This window comes from uncultured Methanobrevibacter sp. (genome assembly GCF_900316895.1).
Classification (GTDB): Archaea; Methanobacteriota; Methanobacteria; order Methanobacteriales; family Methanobacteriaceae; genus Methanocatella.
Genome location: NZ_ONER01000019.1, coordinates 1 through 23,189, shown reverse-complemented (window position 1 = coordinate 23,189; position 23,189 = coordinate 1). Strand labels below are relative to the sequence as shown.

21 protein-coding genes are annotated in these 23,189 nt (G+C 36.5%); 10 read left to right on the top strand and 11 right to left on the bottom strand.

Annotated features, from left to right (window positions below):
- The first annotated feature begins 71 nt into the window (after positions 1-71).
- On the top strand, positions 72-1,292 hold the full coding sequence (locus tag QZN27_RS03810; RefSeq protein WP_296783885.1) for a TIGR00300 family protein: 1,221 nt from the start codon (positions 72-74) through the stop codon (positions 1,290-1,292).
- 2 nt (positions 1,293-1,294) lie between these two features.
- Positions 1,295-3,007, top strand: a complete 1,713-nt coding sequence (gene ade, locus QZN27_RS03805; RefSeq protein WP_296783881.1) for an adenine deaminase — start codon at positions 1,295-1,297, stop codon at positions 3,005-3,007.
- Here ade and QZN27_RS03800 read toward each other — a convergent pair.
- A complete protein-coding gene (locus QZN27_RS03800; protein WP_296783878.1) occupies positions 3,004-3,630 on the bottom strand; it encodes a DUF447 domain-containing protein in 627 nt (208 codons plus the stop codon). The genes ade and QZN27_RS03800 overlap by 4 nt on opposite strands.
- Before the next feature lie 83 nt (positions 3,631-3,713).
- On the opposite strand from QZN27_RS03800, the gene QZN27_RS03795 reads away from it, so the two are divergent.
- Positions 3,714-4,724 carry an SIS domain-containing protein gene (locus QZN27_RS03795; RefSeq protein WP_296783875.1) on the top strand — a complete coding sequence of 337 codons (1,011 nt, stop codon included), beginning with the start codon at positions 3,714-3,716 and terminating at the stop codon, positions 4,722-4,724.
- Positions 4,725-4,753: 29 nt separating this feature from the next.
- Here QZN27_RS03795 and QZN27_RS03790 read toward each other — a convergent pair whose 3' ends face one another.
- Positions 4,754-5,335 carry an Hsp20/alpha crystallin family protein gene (locus QZN27_RS03790; RefSeq protein ID WP_296783872.1) on the bottom strand — a complete coding sequence of 194 codons (582 nt, stop codon included), beginning with the start codon at positions 5,333-5,335 and terminating at the stop codon, positions 4,754-4,756.
- Positions 5,336-5,689: 354 nt separating this feature from the next.
- Between QZN27_RS03790 and QZN27_RS03785 the strand changes: the two genes are divergently transcribed.
- Positions 5,690-6,745 carry a UPF0104 family protein gene (locus QZN27_RS03785; protein WP_296783869.1) on the top strand — a complete coding sequence of 352 codons (1,056 nt, stop codon included), beginning with the start codon at positions 5,690-5,692 and terminating at the stop codon, positions 6,743-6,745.
- A gap of 165 nt (positions 6,746-6,910) precedes the next feature.
- On the opposite strand, the gene QZN27_RS03780 is transcribed toward QZN27_RS03785, so the two are convergent.
- The 3 genes from QZN27_RS03780 to QZN27_RS03770 are packed head-to-tail and all read right to left on the bottom strand — an operon-like array spanning position 6,911 to position 9,876.
- Positions 6,911-7,939 carry an NOG1 family protein gene (locus QZN27_RS03780; RefSeq protein ID WP_296783866.1) on the bottom strand — a complete coding sequence of 343 codons (1,029 nt, stop codon included), beginning with the start codon at positions 7,937-7,939 and terminating at the stop codon, positions 6,911-6,913.
- 8 nt (positions 7,940-7,947) lie between these two features.
- Positions 7,948-8,505: a TIGR00296 family protein gene (locus tag QZN27_RS03775; protein ID WP_296783864.1), complete on the bottom strand. Its 558-nt coding sequence runs from the start codon at positions 8,503-8,505 to the stop codon at positions 7,948-7,950.
- Positions 8,506-9,876, bottom strand: a complete 1,371-nt coding sequence (locus QZN27_RS03770) for a TldD/PmbA family protein (protein WP_296783850.1) — start codon at positions 9,874-9,876, stop codon at positions 8,506-8,508.
- Between the two features lie 110 nt (positions 9,877-9,986).
- Here QZN27_RS03770 and QZN27_RS03765 point away from each other — a divergent pair, with 110 nt between their 5' ends.
- The gene (locus tag QZN27_RS03765; RefSeq protein ID WP_296783848.1) at positions 9,987-11,192 is read left to right on the top strand and encodes a GMC family oxidoreductase N-terminal domain-containing protein; all 1,206 of its coding nucleotides are present in this window, start codon (positions 9,987-9,989) and stop codon (positions 11,190-11,192) included.
- Between the two features lie 5 nt (positions 11,193-11,197).
- On the opposite strand, the gene pyrI is transcribed toward QZN27_RS03765, so the two are convergent.
- The 5 genes from pyrI to hisA are packed head-to-tail and all read right to left on the bottom strand — an operon-like array spanning position 11,198 to position 14,427.
- Entirely contained in the window at positions 11,198-11,668 is a 471-nt protein-coding gene (gene pyrI / locus QZN27_RS03760) for an aspartate carbamoyltransferase regulatory subunit (protein WP_296783845.1), read from the bottom strand.
- A gap of 8 nt (positions 11,669-11,676) precedes the next feature.
- Complete coding sequence (locus tag QZN27_RS03755) at positions 11,677-12,165, bottom strand: flavodoxin (RefSeq protein ID WP_296783843.1); 489 nt, start codon at positions 12,163-12,165, stop codon at positions 11,677-11,679.
- 23 nt (positions 12,166-12,188) lie between these two features.
- On the bottom strand, positions 12,189-13,211 hold the full coding sequence (gene argC, locus QZN27_RS03750; protein WP_296783840.1) for an N-acetyl-gamma-glutamyl-phosphate reductase: 1,023 nt from the start codon (positions 13,209-13,211) through the stop codon (positions 12,189-12,191).
- Positions 13,212-13,223: 12 nt separating this feature from the next.
- Positions 13,224-13,685, bottom strand: coding sequence for an FAD synthase (locus tag QZN27_RS03745; RefSeq protein WP_296783837.1), 462 nt, complete (start codon positions 13,683-13,685; stop codon positions 13,224-13,226).
- A 4-nt stretch (positions 13,686-13,689) separates the two neighbouring features.
- On the bottom strand, positions 13,690-14,427 hold the full coding sequence (hisA, locus tag QZN27_RS03740; protein WP_296783834.1) for a 1-(5-phosphoribosyl)-5-[(5-phosphoribosylamino)methylideneamino]imidazole-4-carboxamide isomerase: 738 nt from the start codon (positions 14,425-14,427) through the stop codon (positions 13,690-13,692).
- A 129-nt stretch (positions 14,428-14,556) separates the two neighbouring features.
- Between hisA and QZN27_RS03735 the strand changes: the two genes are divergently transcribed.
- Together QZN27_RS03735 and QZN27_RS03730 are read left to right on the top strand one after the other, a co-directional pair.
- A complete protein-coding gene (locus QZN27_RS03735) occupies positions 14,557-15,261 on the top strand; it encodes an ABC transporter ATP-binding protein (RefSeq protein WP_296783831.1) in 705 nt (234 codons plus the stop codon).
- Between the two features lie 129 nt (positions 15,262-15,390).
- Positions 15,391-17,646 carry an ABC transporter permease gene (locus QZN27_RS03730; protein ID WP_296783828.1) on the top strand — a complete coding sequence of 752 codons (2,256 nt, stop codon included), beginning with the start codon at positions 15,391-15,393 and terminating at the stop codon, positions 17,644-17,646.
- A gap of 20 nt (positions 17,647-17,666) precedes the next feature.
- Here the strand turns inward: QZN27_RS03730 and QZN27_RS03725 are convergent, their stop codons facing one another.
- Entirely contained in the window at positions 17,667-18,251 is a 585-nt protein-coding gene (locus tag QZN27_RS03725; RefSeq protein ID WP_296783825.1) for a TMEM175 family protein, read from the bottom strand.
- Positions 18,252-18,428: 177 nt separating this feature from the next.
- Between QZN27_RS03725 and QZN27_RS03720 the strand changes: the two genes are divergently transcribed.
- The 3 genes from QZN27_RS03720 to QZN27_RS03710 all read left to right on the top strand — a co-directional run.
- Positions 18,429-18,977, top strand: a complete 549-nt coding sequence (locus QZN27_RS03720; protein WP_296783823.1) for a DUF2115 domain-containing protein — start codon at positions 18,429-18,431, stop codon at positions 18,975-18,977.
- Positions 18,978-19,108: 131 nt separating this feature from the next.
- Positions 19,109-22,459 carry a hypothetical protein gene (locus QZN27_RS03715; protein ID WP_296783820.1) on the top strand — a complete coding sequence of 1,117 codons (3,351 nt, stop codon included), beginning with the start codon at positions 19,109-19,111 and terminating at the stop codon, positions 22,457-22,459.
- An 85-nt stretch (positions 22,460-22,544) separates the two neighbouring features.
- Positions 22,545-23,189 (top strand): nitroreductase family protein (locus tag QZN27_RS03710; protein WP_296783817.1); only part of this gene is annotated, 645 nt, incomplete at its 3' end.

Below are 23,189 nucleotides of genomic sequence, written 5' to 3'. Positions count from 1 at the left end.
AACCATAACAATATAATTAAATATCACCAACACCAAAATTATAATATTAACTAAAAATGGAGCATATTGTTATGAATAAAAGAACTATTGAGCTTTCTGGCCATATTATTGACTCATTGACTTTAACCAGGACAATGGGCATAATCATGGACAAAGGCGGAGAATTTGACATATTGGAAATCGATGTTGGACGTAAAAAGTCAGACGTAAGTCATGCAAAGATTGAAGTATCAGCGGATTCTCCCGAATTGTTGGATTCTATTTTAGATGAACTGTCAGTTCTTGGTGCATCAATTGATGATATTAAAGAAGTTAATCTTGTTGCATCAACTAAAGATAAGGTTGCTCCGGAAGGCTTTTATTCATCTTCTAATCACACCACACATATTTTCTATGATGGGGACTGGATTCCTGTCGAAGAGATCGAAATGGACTGTCTGGTAGTTGTGGATGAAGATGAGAAAAGGGCATTTGTAAAACCTATAGCGGATGTTAAGGCTGGAGACAAGATTGTTGTCGGCCTTGACGGTGTTAAGGTTACACCACCTCACAGATCACGTGATGAACAGCAAGTGTTTGAATTCATGAACAGTGAAGTTTCCTCAGAAAAACCTTTGATGAATCTTATCAACGGCATTGCCGATGAGATGAAGGAAATCAAGGCCAAAGGTGGAAAGATAGGTATTGTTGGCGGACCTGCAATAGTTCACACAGGCTCCGGCAAGTACTTGGCTTCACTTGTTAAGGAAGGATACATTGATGTCATCATGGCAGGAAATGCTCTTGCAACTCACGATATCGAATCAAACCTCTTCGGCACTTCATTGGGTATTGAAGTAGAAACAGGTAAGATTGTCGCTCACGGTCACACTCACCATATGAGAGCAATCAACAGAATCAACAACTCAGGCTCCATTAAAAAGGCTGTTGAGGACGGCACCTTAACCGGCGGTATCATGTATGAGTGTGTCAAAAACGATGTTCCATTTGTCCTTGCAGGTTCAATTCGTGATGACGGGCCTTTGCCTGATGTCATAACCGATGTTATCGAAGCCCAAAAGATTATGAGGCATTATGCTCAGGAAGTTGACATGGTCATCATGATTGCCACCATGCTTCATTCAATTGCAACAGGAAATCTTCTCCCTTCAAGGGTTAAAAGTATCTGTGTGGATATCAATCCATCCACTGTTACAAAATTATCCGACAGGGGAAGTGCTCAGGTCGTCGGCATTGTTACAGATATAGGTACTTTCCTGCCACTTCTCTACAATGCTCTGATGGAGGATTGAGCATGTCCTTTACGGCATATATTCTTGATGTAATTACTGATACGATATATCCCGCAAGAATTACAATAGAAAACGGATTATTTAAAGAAGTTACTCCAATCACACTTGATGAGAAATATGAGGTTGATGTTGAAGGATTGATTGTTCCAGGATTCATTGATTCTCATATTCATATTGAAAGCAGTATGATTACTCCCGCTCAATTTGCCAGAATTGCAGTGCGTCACGGTACTACTGCTGTCGTTTGTGATCCTCATGAAATAGCCAATGTTTTGGGAATTGATGGGGTTGAAGCAATGATTGAAAATGCAAAGCAGGTTCCTTTCAATTTTTATTTCACAGCGCCATCATGTGTTCCTGCCACATCATTTGAAACTTCAGGTGCCACTTTAGATTCATCAGATGTTGAATATTTGCTTAAAAAGGATGAAATCGTTGCATTAGGGGAAATGATGAATTTTCCAGGCGTTATAAATGATGATGAAGAGGTTGTTCGGAAACTGGAATTGGCAAAGCAGTATGGCAAACCGATTGACGGTCATGCGCCATTGCTTTCCGGTGAAGATTTGGATAAATACCTTGAACATGGCATAAGTACGGACCACGAATGCAGCAATATTGTTGAAGCCGTCGAGAAAAAGCTGAAGGGCATGAAGATTATGGTAAGGGATGGTTCATCCGCCATGAATATGGAAGGACTTTTTGATATCTACAAAGATGATTTGTTTCTTCATTATGAAGAGGAGTTTAATGTCTTTAAAAACATTTTTGGTAATAGAATCTACTCTCCTTTATTTGATTTTATTGTCAGTGATGATAAACATCCGAATGATTTAATCAAGGGTCATTTAAACTTATCAATTAAAAAAGCAGTTGATTTGGGTATTGATGTTTTAAAGGCAATTCATATGGTAACGATTAATCCTGCACAACATTATAAGCTCAATTGTGGAGCCATAATGGCAGGGGTGAAGGCAGATTTCATAGTTGTTGACAGCATATATAAGGGAAAAGTATTAAAAACTTTTATTGGCGGAGAATGCGTATTTGATGGCGAAAACGTATTATTTGATGTTCCTGAAATAGAAGCTGCGAATACCATAAATGCCTCTAAAAAAACTGCCGCTGATTTTGACATACATTATGATGGCGATGAATGTGAAGTCAATGTAATCGAAAGCTTGGATGGGGAGTTGCTGACAAAGAAAGTAACTGCAAAATTAAATGTTAAGGACGGCATCGTCCAAGCAGATATTAATCAGGATGTTTTAAAAATTGCTGTTGTGGAACGTTATGGTGGAGATACTGTTGCAAATGCATTCATCAAGGGATTTGAACTTAAAAATGGAGCTATCGCTTCATCAATTGCTCATGATTCACATAATATAATTGTTATCGGCTGTGACTCAGAAACTATGGCGCAGGCGGTTAATCAGATAATTGATGATGGTGGAGGCATTTCCATTGTAAGTTCCGACTTTAATCATTCCTTGGCGCTTCCGATTGCGGGATTGATGTCTAATGAAGATGCATATGATGTTGCCCATAATGTGGGTATCCTGCGAAGTATGGCAAGGGATTTGGGCTGTCAGCTTGAAGCTCCATTCCTGACAATGGCATTCATGGCATTGCTTGTCATTCCATCAATCAAGATTTCAGATAAGGGACTGTTCGATGGAGATAACTTTGAATTTATGGATGTAATTATTGATTAAAGGTCATAGCCTCTTTTAATCAATTCTTTTTTTATTTCCCGCATCGCGTTTATATCCTCTTTTCTTCCGACTTTTAAAACGACACGATTTGCTTCTTTAAAGAGAGTCAGATATTCCTCTTTTTTCTCATCGTTAACCAAATCAAAGCGTGTTAAATTGGTCAATGATTCAATAACGTATCCGAATCCTCTGTTCAGGGCTTTGGTTTTGCCGTTGATTACCAAATGGGTTGCTTCTGATTTAAAGACAATTGCCTCATCTTTCTTTTTTATCGGGTCGCTTTGCTTGACCGCTTCTTTAAAGCTGACTGCTTCACATTTGAAATATGCTTCAGCACATTTGAGGGACATGTTATCGTTGAAATAGCTTTGAGGCAGATTTCCTATGGTGGAAGTCTTAAATACTTCCGGATCATGAGTGATGTTGACAATAAACTCTTTTTCACGGACAATATTGTCCAAAGTATGGCTCCCCTTAAAAATACGATTGACGATTCTGTTTTCTCCTGCATATAACACGCCAATTGGTGCGGCATTTTTGGTTCCATCCTCATTTTTTGTAGTTATTATTGTCTCGTATTGTCTACCCTTTTCCATTCCAATTGAAGCTAAATTTACTTTCATATTACCCATTTTTAAAAAACCTTTTTATATCTTGATTAACAATATATAAATTATAATATTTAATTTTAAAGGAGTTTTGAGCTATGAAATATAAAATGTATGACGAGATGATGGAGCAACCGGATTCACTCAGAAAAACTTTTGAAAGTGAACTGTCTACTATGGATGAGGTTTCAAAATTAATTTTAGATAAGGATAAAGTCTACTTAATCGGTTGTGGAAGTTCTATTTCAACCTGTTATAGTGTAAGGGATGCAATAAGAATGTCCTCTACTAATATTGACATTGAAGTATATACCGGCTATGAATTCTTCTATAATAAGAAATTGGTTGAAAATGAGAATACCATAGCTATTTTCACATCACAATCAGGTGAAACCGCAGATACTCTTGCTTCACTTAGAAGAGCAAATGAATTTAATATACATACTGTTTCAATTTCCAACGAGCCTGAAAGCTCCATGATTAAAGAAGCTAAAACTCCAATAGTTACTAGATGTGAAACTGAAACTGCAATATTGGGTACAAAAACTTATATCACTCAACTTGCATGCCTATATCAAATCTTATTCACTGCCAGTGATTATGAATCTAAAGATGAATTGTTGGCTCAATTAGCTCAAATGCCTGATATTATTGAAGACTTATTAAAAACCACTGAATATGCCAACAGATTACTGGCGCAGGATTTCAAAAAAGAGGATATTTTCTATTGTTTAGGTTCAGGTCCTAACTTTGGTCTTGCTTATAAGTTGGCAATGACAATGCTTATGGAAGGTGCAGTCAAGCACGCTTGCCCTGAATATTCTGCTGAATTCAGGCATGGACTGATTGAACGTGCAGAAAAAGGCGTGCCTATCATATTTTTAAGGTCTGACTTTGAATCTGATGAAATCACAGATAAGGCAATTGACTTTTCTGAAAACTTGAAATTGAAATCAATCATTTATGAATTAAAGGATTATGCTGATGTCGACAAGTTATTGTCTCCGTTTGTCCTTGTAATTCCATTGGAATGGTTTATCTATTATCTGGCACATTATAACGGTGAAGATCCTGGTGCTACAAGACACATTGGTAAAGTCAGATATTAATTTTTAAAAAAATAAGTAAAAATGTGGAATTATTCCACATTAATTTTATGTTTTGGTATAATTAATTTTGGAATTGTCATGATAACAATTCCGTTTGTGAATTTTGCAGTTATTTTTTCTAAATCAAGGCTGTTTTCAAATCTTACTGTTTTTACACATTTTCCTGATTTGATTGAGGATGCAATGACTTCTGCTTCATCTTCTTCGTCGAATTCGTCGATGTATGCTTTGAAGGTAGCTTCAATAGTTACATCATTGTCTCCTGCTTCAATCATTACGTCGTCTTTGGAAACACCTGGGACAGCCGCTTTGATGTAGTAGGTGTCTTTGGTTTCGATAAGATCGATATCAATTGTTTGAACAGTGGATTTTTTGTATTCAGCGTATTTTTTGTCTGCATTCTTTTGCATATTTTTGATGTATTCCTTGAATTCATCAATGCTTGCGTATAAATCGTTGATTACACCATCAGCAATATTTTTTCCTTTTTCTTTGGTTTCTTCATATTTGTCTTTTGCTTCTTCGAAAGTGTCATTCATTTCTTCTTGTTCTTCATTGAATTCTTCTTTTTTGTCAGAAACTTTTGTATCGATGGTTTCGGAATCTACCATAGTTTTCACACTCCTTATATATGAGTTTTTATAATCATGTTTTAATTACTATTTGTTAGTATATAAAGTTTTCTATTTTTGTAACTAAAAGTAATTAAAAACTAATTCATCTAATCTCTGATTTTTCATATTTAAAATATGTTATTTTAAAAAGTTTCCAGAATTATTTTCTTAATATTGGTAATTGTGATTGTAAAATGCTTTAAATTAAATAAACTTCTATTTCCATATTTTTCAATATTGTTAAAAATAATCATGATTGGAAAGCAGGTATGTAATTCTTTTAGGGACATGGTGTTTTTAAATAGATAAATAATAGGAAATAATTTATATGTTATCAGATAATTTATTAATATGGATAAAAAATCTGCTATTTTCATCATAGTTAGTTTTATAATTTTAATAGTTATGTTCCATTTCATTGGAATTGAAAATGTTCTTGATGCTTTAAAAACAGCTAACTTAGGTTTAATAGCTTTGGCTATTGCTATCCAGATATTTGCTTATTTTTTATACACTCTGCGTTGGAAACTGGTCAATGATGCAGTAAATATCAATGTCAGTTTCAGAAGTCTGCTTCCTATGATGATGGTGGGACTTGCGGTTAACAACATCACTCCTTCCGGTCGTGGAGGTGGAGAACCTGTTCGGGCTTATATTCTATCTAGAGAAAAGGGTTATGATTTGAAAGATACTTTTGCAGGCGTTGTGGCTGATAGGGTTTTGGATACATTTCCATTCATTGTTCTAGCAGCAATAACCATTGTGATGATGCTTTTGTACTTTGACATTCCTAGCTGGCTGGTTGTTGTTTTGATATTGTCCGTTATAGGCATTCTTGTGGTTTTGGGAATTCTTATCTATTTATGTATAAATCAGAGTTTTGGAAACGTCCTTGAAAAATTCATTTTCAGAATCGTTAACAGATTCTATAAAAAAAATTCTGAAGATCTGGAAAAAAAGATTCATGACAATATCTTCGGTTTTCAGAAAACCATGTCTGTGCTGATTTTAAACAGGAAACTTTTGTATTATACCATTCCTTTGTCCTTTTTGATTTGGATTTTTGAGATTTTAAGGGTATATGTTGTATTTTTAGCATTTGGAGCATCTTTGAATGTGATTGTCATCGGTGAGGTATTCATTATTGCTTCTCTTGTCGGTATGATTCCACTTCTTCCGGGAGGTCTTGGTGCTGTTGATGGTATTATGATTGGTTTTTATTCAAAAGCAGGCGTTTCACTTTCACTTGCAGGGCCGGTAACACTGATTGAAAGACTGATTTCATTCTGGATGGCTTCAATTATAGGTTTGGCAATTCTGCCTTATTACGGTTCATCCGTTTTGGAAAAGATATCTCTCACTTCATCTGCTGAACAGCTTGATAATTCCACAAATGAAGAAGATTAATTTTCATGATTTTTTGAAATATATTTTTCATGATATTGCCCTATATTTCTTTTAAATCCTGAAAATTCTTTTTGAAAAATAGATAAATAATTTCAATTTCGGTGCGGTTTTGAAAAGTGTTGATAAGTGTTCTTTGATTAAATAATCTCAAGAACACTCATGTTTTTAATAGTAGTCATCATCGTCGTCTTCTTCTTCAACATTGCGTTCAATTTTCTTGATTCTTCGAATGATTTTATTTATTTCATCTATTCCTTTACCTTCAATTGCGGATATGAACACAGAGTTTTCTTCATCATCGATATACTCCTTAAGGTATTCCCTGTCTTCCACCAGATCCATTTTATTAAATAGGTAATAGACAGGTATTTCAGAAAAGATTTTTTCAATCTGTTTCAGTAGGTTATATTGATTTTCCAGGTGGAATCCGCAGGTTTCGGAAGCATCAAAGATAAACAGTATTGCGTCAGCCAAATGCTCAAGGGCAACAATCGCATTCATCTCAATGTCATTCATTTCCAAAACAGGTCTATCCAAAAGCCCAGGTGTGTCAATTATCTGTATGCTTCTCCAGTGCATTTCAGTATGTCCAATCTGAATACCTTTTGTTGTAAATGGATAGTTTGCAACTTGAGGATCTGCTCCGGTAATCTGTCTTAAAAGGGTTGATTTTCCCACATTCGGAAAACCTGCAATAACGATTGTAGTTGCATCGAAATCGATTGTTGGCATATTCCTCAGGTTCTGTTTTGCAAAATCCAGGAAATCCAAGTTAGGTTTAATCTTATTCACGACAGATGCAATCCTACCGTATGCCTGCTTTTGTATGGCAGTTGCCTTTTCAGATGGATTTTTCCTGATTTTAGCACCGTATTCCTTTTCAAGTTGGGTTATAATTCCGTAAGCCCAGTTAAGTCCTCCAAGTGCCTGTTTCATGTCGTCCACACCAACGGTAATGTCAATGTAATCCTGATAGAATGGGTGCATGCTTTCAATTTCAGGAACTGCATCCAAAATTGATTTGAGTTTATCTTTAATGACTTGACAGGATGTGACAACACGTCTTTCCTCAATCCTTTTGCCTTTCAGGTGTTTAGGTATTTTTTGGGACCTAAGTAAATCTGCTTGTTTTTTACCTCTGCTGAATCCCTTGTCTAAAATTTCATCAGGAGTAGGTATTGTTGGTATCATCATAATTATCACTATTTAAAAATTTGTCCTTGGAATTTATACACGTCACAGCTTTCGTCCATCCAGCTGTCTGCACTGATTCCGGCTTTCATGCATGTGTGGTCTAAAAAGTCTTCTTTTGTAAATGCATTTTCAACTGCAACCTGTGGGAGCAGCAATCCTCTTGCATATCCTTTCTGTATTATTAATCCGTCACGACCGATTTCAATTTCATCAAAGTACTGGTCTGGATGTGCCACAACAATCATTTCAGGCTTTGTCAAGACGGTCACTTCAAATTCCAGTTCCTCAAATTCCTTTTCACTGATCTGATTGAATCTTGGGTCGTTAAATGCAGCAGATATTGCGACCTCTATTGTTGCATCAATTACAGGTTTGACCGGTTCTGCATATCCAATGCATCCTCTTAAATTATTATTTTTGTTAATTGTCACGAATACTCCTAACGGTTCATCCAATTCAATTGGATAGTCGTCAGGTTTAACTATTGTTTTTCCGGTGTCCAGGAAATATTTGACTGATGCCATGGCGATATCTACCAAATAGTCTCCTGCTCTATCACTTATCATTTATCCCATTCCTCCAACAAGTGCATTTAAAATTCTTGTATGTGGTCCGCCATCCCCTACTGGAGCTGTTTGACCACCTTTTCCACAAAATCCAACACTTAACTTAAAGTCGTTGCCTATTGCGTCAATGTTTTTCAGGGTTTCAAGAATGTTTCCAGACAGTGACACATCTCTTAGCGGTGTTGTGATTTCGCCGTTTTCAATCATATAACCTTCAGCGGCATTAAATTGGAAGATTCCCTTACCGGTATCAACTTGTCCTCCTCTTGAACCTTTAAGATAAATTCCATTGTCTATGCCTTCGAATAGTTCGCTTACTTCCATATCTCCCGGTTGCAGGAATGTGTTGCTCATTCTGACAATTGGCTGGTCTGCAATTATTGATCTTGCATTTCCGGATGATTTCATTCCCAGTTTTGATGAAGTTGACCTTGAATTCAAAAGGGAAATCAGCTTTCCATCCTTGACCAGCTGATTTGGTTTTGTCTTTACTCCTTCAACATCATATGGATAATATCCGAAACCGTCCCTGAGACTTGCATCATCAAAGATATTTACAATGTCTGATGCTATTTGGGTACCTATTCTGTCTTTTAGAATGGAATCATTTTGTAAAATCAAATCACCTTCAACTGCATGACCTAACGCTTCATGAATCAATACTCCAGTTAGTTCAGGGTCTGCTATTACCGGAAATTGGCCGGAAGGTGCCGGTTTTGCATCAAGTAATCTGACTGCCTTTTCACCGATTTTTCTTCCAAATTCTTCAATGTCTGCATCGGCAATGACTTCAAATCCCTTGACTCCTCCAAGACTTCCATGTCCGAATTGAATTATTTCACCATCGGTTGCAGAGGCATTCAATGCCATTCTGACTCTTGAGGTTTTTACTTGAATTTCACTGCCTTCACTGTTCATGAACAGTTCGTTGACTTCGCTGTCACCGTAGCTTACTGTGGTACTGTTTACCTTATCAATTGTGGCCGCATTATTGGCTTGCTTCATTATGTCGCTTTTTTCTTCAATTGACATGTCTTTAAACGGTATTTTAACATCCACTTCCACTTTATCTTTTATAATATCGCTTTCACTTAATTCAACGTCTCCTTTAAGTGAGTTTGATAATTTTATAGCGGTTTCAGTTATTTCATTGATTTTTGATAAGTCTGTTGTATATGCAAAACCCCATGCTCCATTATTTAACACTCTTATTCTTGCTCCTAAGCTCATTCCAGTGTTAATTTCATCAACGTTTCCGTCTTTCATTAATATGGAAGTATTGTCGCCCATTCCAAATCTGATATCCATGTAATCCACTTTTGGGCTTGTTTTTGCAATAACATTCTCGAATAGATTTATATATTCTTCCATTTTATCACTCAAAAAGATTTATACAATACTAATTTTATATTATCTATTAAATAAAAGTTTATTAATTAGGATGTATAATATAACAATTGTTAATAATTTTTGGTGATTGAATGTTTATAATTGTAGGAACTGGTGCGGGAGGAGCAATTCTAGCCAAGGAGTTAGCGGAAGATAATCTGCCTGTAACCATTTTGGAAAAAGGACCGTATATAAAATCAAAGGATGCATTTGAATATTATGACAAATACAATGACTCAGTAGATTTGTTGACTACTACATGCATTGGCGGTGCAACAATCGTTTCAATGTCAAACATGGTAAGGGCACTTGATGAAGAGCTGTTGGACTTTGATGTGGATTTGACTGAAGCATATGAATATGTTGATGACCTTGTTGGCGTTCACGAGCTGGATGACTCCCATATCGGCAAGGGAACACAGGCATTTTTGGATGCAGGCCGTGAGCTTGGTCTTAAAACCATGAAGATGCCAAAGGCAATCAGGGAAGAAGACTGCATTCAGTGTGGGAAATGTGCATTCGGTTGTCCTGCAGATGCCAAATGGTCCGGAAAGGATTTTGTTGACGATGCGGTTGAAGCCGGCGCTACATTGATTACTGAAGCTGAAGTAACTGAACTAATCATCGAGGACAATTCCATCAAAGGCGTTAAATACATAAAGGACGATAATGAAGAGGAACTTCTCGGCGATCATGTGGTGCTTTCTGCAGGTGCAATTTCATCAGCACTGATTTTAAGAAGGGCAGGAATTGATGCCGGCCGTGAAATATTCTTTGATCCGTTTGTCAGCGTCGGAGGGTATCTTAAGGATATCAACTTTAACACAGAAGTCCAGATGGCGGGACTTGTAATCGGTGAAAATTTCGTGTTGTCTCCTCATTTTTCATCATTCATTCGTGCAAACATTCCAGATGATTCAGTAACCGATAAGGATATACTAAGCATTATGGTTAAAACACATGATGAGTGCAAAGGATATATCGACGATGACGGTGAGGTTTACAAGATAAATACCATTCAGGACATAAGATATTTGGCTGAAGGTGTTGCAACAGCAGGTTTTATTTTAGAAAAAGCCGGTGTCGACCCGAATACAATCGGTTCAACAGTCTACAGGGGAGCACACCCTGGAGGAACCGCAAAAATTGGTGAAATAGTTGACAGCAATCTTGAAACTGAAATTTCCAATCTCTTTGTATGTGATGCAAGCGTATTGCCTATATCTCCTGGAAAACCTCCAATATTGACAATACTTGCATTGTCCAAAAGATTGGCTGATTATCTAAAAAAGAAATAAGAAGATTATTCGAATTGTTTTTCGATATCTTCTGTTTTTATTAATTTTTCACAGTAATGGCATCTGACCACTGGTGGATACTCTCTAACAACATTGAAGAGAGGTGTTATAGGTTCATTTTCAAAATTTGTAATGCACTTTGGATTGGTACATTTAATTATTGAAGTAATCTTTTTTGGAAGAACGATTTTATCTTTCTTAATTGGTTTGAAATCTCTGATAATGTTTATTGTAGCTTTTGGAGCGATTAAAGCAATTTGATTGAGCTCGCTGTGGTCAAGTTCCCTGTTTTCAATTTTTACAATGTCTTTTCTTCCAATTTCGCCTGATGATACGTTCATAGCTACTGTGACATTAGTTGTTTCATCGTCTGGAAGGTCTAAAATCTTTAGGATGTGCAATGCTTTGTTAGCAGTAATATGATCTATTACGGTACCATTTTCAATAGCTCTAATTTTTAGTTCGGATTTTGTCATATTAACACCTAATACATTTTCAAATCTTTCATTTCAATTATTGCTTCAGTATCCCTAACTAATTTTTCAGGACTTTTGTTTTTAGTTGCAAGTGTAAAGCTCTCAATGACTCTAGCTCCACGTAATGTAACTTTCTCTTCAAGTCTGCTGACATTGGAGTCACCACGGTTGGCATCCATTGTAGCAAACAAAACAACATCCTTTGCCCTAAGGTCACATCTGTCAATAATTGTTAATATTGCGGGGGTAGGATTCCCATTCCAAGTTGGGGTTCCAAAATATACTGTGTCATAGCCTCTTAAATCTACTTTTGCAGGGATAATGTCTGTTTTTGTTTCTCTGAATGCATTGATTGATGCAAATAATCTGTTTTTGAGTCCATTACGATTTTTCAAATCATGAATTCTTGCCAAATCTGCATTCAAGTTTTTAGCTAGCGTCTTTGCAACCAAATCGGTTGTTCCTCCGTTCGAATAATACACAATTATTCTTTTCATGTTTTTTCCCTCTTTGTAAGATTTTAAGGATGAAGCCCTAAGTGTGTAAGACCTAAAGTTTCATCAATTCCTAAAATTATGTTCATATTTTGTATTGCTTGGCCTGATGCACCTTTGACAAGGTTATCGATAGCGGATAACATTACAAGTCTTCCGGTTTCATCAATTTCAAATCCTCCAATATGAACAAAGTTGGATCCTCGAACTGAACTTAAATGAGGTATTTCTCCTTCATCCATGAGTTTAATGAAGAATTCTTCGCCATATTCCTTTTCGTATAATTCTCTGATTTCATCTGGTGTAATGTCTGAATTGTCATCAGTCAAAAAGCTGTGGCTTGTAGTTTGGATTCCACGGTTAACCGGCACCAGATGAGGTGTAAATGAAACTTTGACATCTTCAAATCCATGCAGTTCCTGTTGGATTTCAGACATATGTCTGTGTGAAGAAATTTTATACGGATTTACATTGTCTGCGATATTAGGATAGTGTGTAGTCGCTGACGGGTTAACACCTGCTCCACTAACACCTGTTTTTGAATCGATTATTATCCTATCGACAATGTTGTTTTTAACCAATGGATAGGATGATAGGATTGCACCGGTTGGGAAGCATCCAGGGTTTGCAACAAGGTTTGCCTTTTTAATTTCATCTCTGTATAATTCGGGAAGTCCGAAGGCACCTTTATTTTCCTTATCGGTATGTTCCATGCCATACCATTTTTCATAAACTGCTGTGTCGCGATATCTGTAATCTCCACTCAAATCAACTACTTTTGCACCTGTTTCCAGGATTTCAGGCACAATTTTCATTGATGCACCATGTGGTGTAGCGGTAAACACGACATCCGCATCTAATTCGGATGGACTTTTGTTTTTGAATACAAGTCCTGAATCTCTAACGTGTGGGTGGATTTTATGTGCAGGAGTTCCCTCATACTGTCTTGAAGTAATGTCTGTAATTTCCACTTCAGGATGGTTTGAAAGCATTCTTAAAAGCTCTCCTCCAGTGTATCCACTTGCTCCAATTATTGCTACTTTAAACATTTTATAATCTCCTTAATCTTCACAATGGTCTAAAATTTTTCCTTCGAAATCAGTATTTTCAATTTTTCTAATAATTTTGCAGCTGCTGTCAAGTTCACAATCACGATATTTTTCAATACGCACAGCTTTCGCTTTAAACCCTCGTTTATCAAGGGCCTGTTGCAGTTTTCCAACATCGTGGTTTTGGTCAGCTCCAACGGTAATGATGTCTGGGTCAATTTCCCTTACAATTTTGAAAACATCACCATTCGCATCACCTAAATAAGCGTCAGTTACGGGTTTTAACATTTTAATTAACTCTAAGCGTTGATCTTCTCCAACGATAGGCACTCTTTTTCTTCTTTCAACTGTTGCATCTCTTGCTACAACAACATAAAGTTCAGCATCTTCTCCACCAAGTTTTCTGGACTCTTCCAAGTAAACTCCGTGTCCAGGGTGGAGTATGTCAAATGTTCCGGTCGCCATTACCTTCATTCAATTACCTCTTTTGATATTTTAAAGCTTCAGTCAAATCAATTTTATCAGTATAAAGTGCAGAACCAATTACAACTCCTTCTACACCACTTTTATTCAGTTTTTTAATGTCATCTATTGTTGTTATTCCTCCGGAATAAACAATAGGCAAATCTACAGATTTTTTAAGTTCTTCTACAGGTTCTGTGTAAAATCCGCCTAAAAGCCCTTCAACATCAACGTTTGTAAACAGAATGCTTCCTGCACCATGCTCCTTGAACTCCTGTGAAATTTCACTTGGGCTTTTATCAATTTTTTCCTGCCATCCCTTGATGACTACCTTGTTGTCTTTGCTGTCAAGTGAAATCATTATTCTGTCTGAACCGTATTCGTCTGACAGTTCAGTGATTGTTTCGGGCTGCTGAATTCCCATTGTTCCAATAATTATCCTTTCAATATCCAGATCCAACAGTTGGCGAGCATATTCTGTGCTTCTTATTCCTCCGCCAAGTTGTATTGGAACACTGACTTCCTTTAGGATTTTTTTAATAATGTCAAAGCTGGCTACTCCATTGATTGTTCCATCCAAATCAATGACATGGATATTCTTAGCTCCCAAATCCTCCCAATGTTTTGCAACAAGTTCAGGATTGTCTATTTCAACCATTTCACTTCCAGGTTCGCCTTGGACAAGTTGGACACATTTTCCATTCTTGATGTCAACCGCAGGCATTATTAACATTTCATCTTCATTAAATGACATTTGGATTTTTCCTGTAATATTTTATTATAATATAACTTTTAGTTTTGAAATGTTTTATAATTATTGTTTTTTCATGTTTGCATTTCAATTTGAATACTTTATTAAACATTAGTAATATAACTAATAGTGATGAGTACAATTATTGAATTCAAAAATGTTGATAAAATTTACAAAACCGGAGATCACATTCTAAAGGCCATGGACAATGTAAACTTTACAATTGAGGAGGGGGAATTTGTTGTGATTCTCGGCCCGTCCGGTGCAGGTAAATCAACCCTTCTAAACCTTTTGGGAGGTCTTGACACCGTTACTTCAGGCCAGATTATCGTCAATGGCCATCATGTCGAGGAATTCAATGATAATGAACTCACCAGTTATAGGGCAGGGAATGTAGGATTCATATTTCAGTTTTATAACCTGATTCCAAACTTGACAGCTATTGAAAATGTTGAGCTGATGAAGGACATTGTTGATGTGGATATTGATGGATTGAAAGTCCTGGATTCAGTTGGACTTAAAAGTCATGCAAATCAGTTTCCAGCACAATTGTCCGGTGGAGAACAACAAAGAGTATCTATTGCAAGGGCAGTGGCCAAACAACCTACAATGCTTTTATGTGATGAGCCAACCGGGGCATTGGACTCTAAAACTGGTGTTCTAATTCTGAACCTGCTTCAGGATATGAGTAATAACAAAGGAACTACAGTAGTTATAGTAACCCACAATGCAATTTTAGCCGAAGCGGCAGATAAGGTAATCAGGATTAAAAACGGTCAAATCGAGAGTATTGTCATTAATGAATCTCCTAAAAAAGTTGCTGATTTGGAATGGTGATGTTTTAGCTGTACGTGCCTGATATGATGATGTGCAGGATATCCAATTAATTTTACTTGAATTGTTTTAATGTTCAAATTTTTCCATCATCACTAAAATTTAAATCTTATTTTTTTCATATAATGTACCATGTCTTTATTTAAAAAAATGCTAAGGGATATAAAAATTAATAGGACACAATTTATTGCAATATTCCTAATGGCATTTATAGGCATTTTTGCATATACTGGAATTTATTCGGAGTATTATGGATTAGTGCAAACTTCCGATGGATTCTATGCCGATACGAATATGGCTGATGCATGGGTTTACAACACGGATTTTGATGATGCCTCAGTCGAGAAGGTCAACGAATTTACAACCCAATCGGACAGGCAGGAAGTGATTGAATCACAGGCAGATCTAGAAAACAAGCCTGATGTCACGCTGCACTTTATAGAAAAGGGAACGATTTCTAAATTTTACACAACTGAAGGTAAAGACTTTAATCCTGATGATTCATCAGGTGTTTGGTTGGATGCTCGTTTTGCAGATGCCCGTGACTTAAAAGTTGGAGATAAGATAAGCTTTGAATTTGACAATCAAACAGTCACAAAAGAAATTAGGGGACTTGGCTATTCGCCTGAATATATCTATGAGGTTTCTCCCAATTCATTAACTCCCGATTTTTATGAAATGGGATTTGCATACCTGTCCTCTAAATCATACCCTCAGGATTTGAAATACAATACTCTGCTTGTTAAATACAACTCCTCTGATGCTGATTTTAAGGATAAACTATCTTCAATTGATTATCTCTCGGTCACTAAAAAAGAGGACCAGTTAAGTGTATCCAAATTCTCGGATGAAATGGCGCAGCATAAGATGATTGGGAACGTTTTTCCGATTGTTTTTATTTTAGTCACTTTCCTAACTCTTCTCACCACAATGACAAGAATCGTGACTCATCAACGTACTCAAATCGGAATCCTGAAGGCGGTAGGATTTAAGGATAAGGTAATCATCATGCATTATCTTGCTTATGCTTTCTTTCCGGTTCTTGCAGGCTCGATTCTAGGATTGATTACAGGGCCTATGATAATTCCCCAAATGTTTTATCCGTCAATGATGAGAAGCTACAGCATGCCTAGCTGGCATCCGGGTTTTGACATGAGTTTCATCTACATTGCAGTGCTGATGGTTGCATTATCAGTATTGGTTACCTATTTTTCATGCAGGAGAATCTCAAGGGAAAATCCTGCAAATACATTACGGCCAAAGGCACCCCATACCTCTTCAAAAACTTTCATCGAAAAATCAAGGCTCTGGAACCGTTTAAACTTTAATATCAGATGGAATTTGAGGGATGCAAGTAGAAACAACTTTAGGGCATTGATGGTAATAATTGGAGTGATGGGTTGTGTAGCACTGCTGATTGCGGCATTTGGAATGAATGACAGTATGGATGAGCTGAAATCATGGGAATATGATGATATCACTCATTATGAGTCAAAATTACTGCTTTCAAAAGAGGCCAATCCTATGGAGCTCTATTATATTTTAAATGAAACAAACGGCAGCTTTATAATGCAGCAGTCAATTGAAATGAAGGCCAATGATGTTGAAGACACGGTATCGCTTTTGGTATCAAATAACACGGATCTGATATCTTATACTGACAGCAATCGAAATTCAATTGAAATAGAGGAAGGGGATGTTTCCATTTCCACTAAACTGGCGAAAAAGTTTAATCTGACAATTGGAGATAAAATCAGATGGCATATTGTCGGTGAGGATAAGTGGGTTGCATCAAAGATTGGCCAGGTACATGCAGAGCCAATCTCACAGGGGTTGATAATGTCTCCGGACACTTTAGAGGATCAAGGATTGAATTTCACTCCTACAAACATCATAACCGATGAAAAATTTGGTGAAAATTTCGATTCAATAAAATCAACCACTAGCACGGAAAAGATGGAAAAAAGTTGGGACCAAATGACTTCGGCCGTAATGATGATGGTTTCTGTGGTGACATTTGTAGCGGTGGCATTGGCAATTCTGGTTATATATAATCTTGAAATATTATCATTCACTGAAATGGAGAGGGAAATTGCTACATTGAAGGTTTTAGGATTTAAGACAAAGATATTGCGGAAGTTATTGCTGACTCAAAATGTATTTTTCACCGCAATAGGTTTTATTTTGGGAATTCCTTTGGGATTCTACTTCATGACCCTGATGATGAATGCTGCCGGCGATTCTATTTATTATGTTCCTACATTGACTTGGGGTAACATATTGCTGTCTGCTGTCATAACATTCACAATTTCAATTGGTGTCAATTTGCTGTTTTCTGATAAGATAAATGATTTGAACATGGTTGAAGCGCTTAAAGATGTTGAGTAGTGTTAATTATGGTGTATTAATCAGTTTTTAAGAGAATAAATGATTGACCTTATGATTGATATCAAACAGCAGATGCTGATTGCAAATGGATATCCTAAAAATGCAATTACCAAACCGATAATGAAAAGTATGAATGGAACAACTAATGCACTTTTTACAGCTAAAGCTTCTGATAGATATTCTCGGTCGGGATTAATGTCCAGCAAGGATTTTGCCATCCAAAATAATATGATATTGACTATAATGAAATCTGATCCGTATAATACTTCGGCAAGTAAAGAAAAAGGATTATTTGCAACAAATGTGGTTAAATAAGGAAGTAATGAAATAATCAATAGCAAAAGGATATTTTGCCAAATGATTTTTGCATTGATTCTTTCAACATGATTGTAAATTATATGATGATACTGCCATAGGTTGGTGCAAACTAAAAAACTTATCAGATATGCAAAATATGAGGTTTTAAGTGCTAAAATTGATTGAATTGATGCAGTGGCGGGTTGCGGCAATTCCAAAACCAAAACTGTTACAATAATTGCGATAATTGCATCATAAAAGGCTTCCAATCTGTTTGTTGACATGTAATTTTCATTCATAGCTATCATTTTCCGCATATAATTCAAAATTAAAATCAATTAAATTCTTTCTTGAAATTCCTATTTATTTTTTTTGAATTTTCTAGGAGCCTATTCGATAGGTTGTATGGTTTGAGAATTGAATAATCAATGTCAAGTCGAAACCCTTTTATTTTTTAATAGATATAATATATTTTAGATGGTTTTATGAATGATTCAGTGAACATGTATGATGATTTTTCAAATGTAATTTCAAATGAGGAAATCATCTCAACAGAATCCGTTTTAGATATATTGAAGGAATATGCTGGAACCATTTCAGTGTTTGATTTGATGGCGGTCAATGCGGAAATGATTGAGGAAAGCAAATATGTGCAGGATAACTATAAACAAAAAAGTCATGGTGTCTATGTTAAATACTTTTTAGGCCGTATCAAGGATGTTCACAGTGATAATAGCAGGTATGAACATGATATTGATAAAGAGGAGTTTATTGATGCCATATCAACTTTAAAGTCATATCATATTAACGAATCAGTCACTTCAAAGACCAAATTCCCATTAATCTATGGAATAATTTCAGTTTACACCACTTTTATTCTTGAAGAACCCATCCATCCGGTGGGAACACCATTTCCAGGTTCTCTATATGTTGAAGAGAAGGACGGCAAATTCTACTGCCCTGTCAAGGATGCCAATCTTGAGTCTCCGAATGCGGTTTGCAAGATGTGCATTGCCGAGCAACTGGAGTTTTGACTTCCGAACTAACATAACTAATTGTCTATTTTTTGTAAATAAAATTCAGATTTTTTTATATTTGTGGAAACAAATAAATATACTTTAAAAATAAACCTATCATTAACAAAAGTTTGTGAGTTGATACTTTTATGTTGGACAAAAAATGGATGGTGCTTGCAATATTTTTCATATCTCTGGTTGCAATATCTGGCGTTAGTGCAGCTGTCGCCATAGAAACTGATACAAACGATGCAATAACAAATGATATAGCGACAGACGAAATACAGGATGATACTTTAAAGTTATCTGTGAATGATGAAAGTGATGATGCACTGGCGGTGTCAAACAATGAAGAAATCTTAACTGATGTGTCAGAATGTTATGTTAATTCCAGTTATAGTGGTAATGAATATGGTACTTATGAAAATCCATATTCAAATTTATATAACGCTTTAAACGCAGAAGGTAGGAAAGATGGAGACATAATTCATATTGCTGCTGGAGAATATACTGGTATTAGGAGTAATATAGGATTGCAGATCAATCATAATTTAACATTTGATAGTTATGGCCATGGTGAAGTAATATTTGATGCAAAGGGTGAAAAAAACTTCTTTGATATTACTGCTAAAGAAATTAAGATTGATGGAATAACATTCAAAAATGGAATGTCTGATGATCATGGAGGTGCATTTACTTTTCATAACGGTTTGAAAAATAGTTTAATTGGCGGCAACTTTATAAATAATACCGCCCCTTCTGGCGGAGCTATATGGGTCACTGGAATTATCGAAAATTCCGTAATTTCTGCTTATTTTGCCGATAACCATGCGAGGCATAGTGGAGGTGCAATTTATGTACAGTCTATTATCAATACTTGTATAAATGGAGATTTCTTCAATAATACTGCAGGCCGTTTTGACCAGAGTTGGTCAGTTGAGGAATTATCAGGTTGCGGTGGCGCAATATTTGTTAAGGATGTGTTTCAAAATTCCTCCATATCAGGCTCTTTTTTATTGAATGGGGCTACTAATTTAGGGGGTGCCATATTTACCGCTAGAATACTTAATTCTAATGTTACAAGCAATTTCAAGGATAACAATGCTTTGATGGGCGGCGCAATAAATGTTCCAATTATAAGGAACTCTAAAATTGACGGTGAGTTTTCAAATAACACTGCTTTGATAGGTGGTGCAATCTCTACAGGAATTGTTAACGGAACTGAAATAGGCTCTGAGTTCACAAACAATACTGCAGATATCACTCTTGTTCTTGAGGATCAAGTTAAAGAATATGTTTTAGAACGTATTATTTCATTTATTAAGGGTCATGTTGACAATGTTACATTCATAGAAGAAATTGGACAATACTTTGAAGAACACAATATGCATCTTGGTTTTGGCGGTGCCATATCTGTTGTGGGAATTGTGGAAAATTCCGTTATCACAGGTAAGTTTGCAGATAACAATGGTGCTGTTGCAGGTGGTGCCGTTTGTGTTTTAGGAGTTGCCGTTAAAGATGATATTGTAGGAAACTTTACACATAACCATGCAGGAATGGGAGGTTCGTTATGGTTTTTACTTGTAGAATATTCCAATATTCTTGGTGAATTTAGCCATAACTACGCTGTGCAAGGTGGCGCAATTTTTGCTAATGTTGTTAAAAATGGCATTATAAACGGCAGTTTCATGGATAATCTCGCAATTAATAATGAAGATTTAATTGGCGCTGATAAGCTTGCATGGGGTGGTGCAATATGCATTGACGGAATTTTGAAGGATTCCAGTATTGAAGGTTATTTTGTCGAAAACATGGCTACTGAGTTAGGAGGTGCGATAGGAGGCATCGACTCTGTAATAAATTCCAACATTACCGGCTATTTCATTAAGAACAGCGCTAAGATTGGTGGTGCAATTGATGCTCCATATTTGGATGGCACCAATATTTCAGGTATCTTTGCCAACAACACTGCTGCGATAGGCGGTGCTATTATGGCGGGCTACATTAATAATGCTCAAGTTAATGTTAATTTCATAAATAACAACGTATTGGATTATGATGTTGACGATGGTGAAGAAATAGGATATGGTGGCTTTGTCTTACCGACCAATCTGGGCGGTGCAATGTGCATTGCCGGAGCTCTGGAAAACTCTATTTTCACTGGCGATTTTGCACTTAACAAAGCCAAGGAGGGAGGTGCACTGCTTATTTATACAGCAGATTTTGTTTCTGATCAGGATTCTCCAGGTGCTTTTAAAAACAACACATTCAGCTCCAACTTCTTAGGCAATGTTGCAGGATTGGGTGCAGCAATTCTTATCAATGGAACATCACTCCAGAATAAGTTCAATTCCAACTTCATCACCAACGGTGCTGTGCTTGACGGAATTGTTTATTTATGTGGTGAAAGCATCGAAGATTCAATATCCGGGTGCCTGTTCATGAACAACACTGCAGAAAATTCAGTCCTTTCTATTGATTCCGCATCAGGTACAGACATAACCTATAACATTTTCCTGAATTCCGATAGTGTTTATGATATTGTGGTTAATGGGGAAAGATTATGCCTTGACAATAACTGGTTTGGCCATAATGCAACCAATTATATGGATTCTCCAAAAGTTATGGGTTACGAATTCAACAATTGGCTCTTTTTGAATGCTACCGCTGATCCTGCTTCAGTTTCATACATGGGCACATCCAATATAGTATTCACTCTATTTGTATACGACAACAGTACCAAATCAGTCGTTGGCAAATGTGATTACACTCTTTTGGAACCTGTTAACTTAACAATCGTTTCAACAAACGGCAATGTCGACAAGAAGGTTGTCACTTTTGGAGATACCATCAAATTCTCCTCAAGCGGCAAGATAGGAATCATAACTGCATCACTTGCCAATGCCCAATATTCCATTGAAATCAAGTGTTTGCCTACAGTATCCGCCACTGACCTGGAAATGGATTATCTGGGAGCAAATTACAGAATTCAGGTATTCGATGAGGAGGGAAATCCTGTTGTAGGAGAAACAGTTACAATAACCGTGAATGGCATAACATATGTGGAAAAAACCGACAAGGACGGTTATGCGACATTGCTAATCAGGCTGAAACCGAAGACTTATGCCATTACCTCAACATTTAAGGGAACCACTGTCACAAAGACACTTAAGGTCAAAAACACCCTGAAGGCCAAAAAGTCATTTACAGTCAGAAAGGCTGCTAAAAAACTGGTCTTAAAGGCTACCCTCAAATGGAGTAACGGAAAAGCAATTGCTGGTAAAAAGGTTTCCTTCAAGTTTAAAGGCAAAATATTCACCGTAAAAACCAACAAAAAAGGCATAGCTAAAATTACATTGTCTGTTAAAGTGGTCAGTAAAAAACTAGTGAAACTTGCCTTTAAGAAGAAAACCGTCAAGCTCAATTTTGGCAAAACATACAAGATGGTGGTTCGCTACAAAAATGAGACCGCTAGCTCAAAATTGGTAGTCAAAAAGTAATTGCTTAGTCAATTACTTTTTCTTTTTATTTTTTTTCAAGAACATTCATCTTGAAGATATTTGACGATGATTCGGTTGATTAATCATGATTGTAGATAATATGGATTTAAAGGAAGCGATATACAAAAGGCAGTCTATCAGAAAGTATGATGAGACTCCATTGGACTCAAAGACGTTGGAGGAATTAAGAGTCTTCATTGACAATGCTAAAGTATTGAATCCCAACATCAAATGGAGCTATGATATTGTGGGTCCTGAAAACGTCAGGATGCTGCAGAGATTCAAATCTCCTCATTATTTGCTGATATTTTCAGAAAGTAAGGAAAATTATCTGCAAAATATAGGTTTCATATTTCAGCAGGTTGATTTGTACCTTCAAAGCAGAGGAATCGGGTCCTGTTGGATTTGTGCTGGAAGTCCTAAAAACTATGAAAATCCCAATCCAGAACAGGATTTTGTAATTTTAATGATATTCGGCAAGCCGCAGGGTGAAATCTGCCGCCAACTCAGTCAGTTTGAAAGGAAAATCATATGTGAGATTTCAGACGAGCGAGACAGCAAGTTAATGCCTGCCAGATATGCTCCTTCAGCCGCAAACACGCAGACCTGGTACTTTACACATGATGAGGACGGCAGCTATAATTTATATAGGAATAGGAAAAAGCTCCGTTTGAATAAGAAAATGGATGCCTGGAACCAGATTGACATGGGCATCGCACTGGCACATATG